Annotated in this window: 1 protein-coding gene; it reads left to right on the forward strand. The window is 39.9% G+C overall.

What is annotated here, in order from left to right; all coding sequences use genetic code 11:
- The first annotated feature begins 199 nt into the window (after positions 1-199).
- Complete coding sequence (locus ACM6JA_RS16365) at positions 200-1,417, forward strand: IS110 family transposase (RefSeq protein ID WP_414853161.1); 1,218 nt, start codon at positions 200-202, stop codon at positions 1,415-1,417.
- The last annotated feature ends 122 nt before the right edge of the window (positions 1,418-1,539 follow it).

The following is a 1,539-nucleotide window of genomic DNA, read 5'->3' on the forward strand; positions in this document are numbered from 1 at the left end:
TCCGTCCATACTGCTACTACGGCTGGAGAGGAAGGTCGTTTTAAGTTGGTGCTACGAGCCCATCCGTTAGTCTGACTCCAACGATCATGGTGCATCATAGATTGTCGCTCCCTTTCGGGAAGCACTCATGGGAGATTAGTCCTTTTATGATTGTTGCACCAGCCTCCTTATAGGTAGTGCCGTAGGAAGGATGTTTTCAATGAAGGTAATCATTGAACGCTCATGTGGTATGGATGTTCATAAGGACAGTATTACTGCATGTGTCATTACACCAGATGGAAAGGAGATTCAAACATTTTCAACTAAGACTGTTTTCTTATTAAAGCTAATTGACTGGATTAAAGAACAAGGGTGTACCCATGTCGCAATGGAAAGCACAGGTGTTTTTTGGAAGCCAATCGTCAATTTATTGGAAGCAGAATCAATTGAATTTTTGGTGGTTAATGCTACTCATATGAAAGCAGTCCCTGGAAGGAAAACAGATGTCAAAGATGCTGAATGGATCGCTGAACTTCTTCGTCACGGGTTACTTACAGCTAGCTATATTCCCAATCGAAATCAGCGCGAGTTGAGAGAACTAGTTCGATATCGTCGAAGCATAATTGAAGAGCGAGCACGACAACATAACCGAATTCAAAAGGTCTTAGAGGGCGCAAACATTAAACTTTCCTCTGTTGTATCCGATATTTTAGGGGTTTCTAGCCGAGATATGCTTCATGCAATAGCTGATGGTGAAGAAGATCCTGAGAAACTTGCAAGCTTCGCTCGCCGTACTATGAAACGAAAAAAAGATGAACTAGAGTTAGCTCTTCAAGGATATGTGAACCCCCACCAACGTCTTATGATAAAGACCATCTTAACTCACATTGAATTTCTGAATGAACAACTCGAAAAATTAGACCGTGAGGTCTCTCAGCGAGTCATTTCTTTCCAAGAAGATGTTGAACGATTAGACTCCATACCAGGAATTGCGACTCGTATGGCTGAACAAATCTTATCTGAAATTGGAACAGATATTGAGAAACAATTTCCAAGTGCAGCACATTTATGTTCATGGGCAGGACTAGTGCCTGGGCACAACGAAAGCGCCGGAAAAAGAAAGTCGTCTAAAACAAAAAAAGGAAACAAATATTTAAAATCTGCATTAACCGAAGCAGCTCATTCAGTAAGAGGCTCGAAAAATTACCTCGGTGCTTTATATAGGCGAACAGCAGCAAGAAAAGGTAAAAAACGAGCAGCAATTTCTGTAGCTCATGCCATGCTAAGAATCTCCTATTATCTACTTACCCGCAAAGAAATGTATGTCGATTTAGGAGAAGATTATTTTGAGAAGCAAAAACAGCAGTTCATAGTAAGGCATTCCGTTCAAAAATTAGAAAAACTTGGATATACCGTTACTATTACTGAAGCCTCTTAACTTCCAAGATCTACATAGCATAAAACTCAGGCGTTGCAGTTTTTAAAAAACGAATGAGCTACGTCTTCTTTAGTTTTGCCATTTTTCATTAAACATAGAATTTAATTTTCATGGGAGCTTAA

This window comes from Brevibacillus sp. IT-7CA2, from assembly GCF_949767855.1.
In the GTDB taxonomy this organism is placed as follows: domain Bacteria; phylum Bacillota; class Bacilli; order Brevibacillales; family Brevibacillaceae; genus Brevibacillus.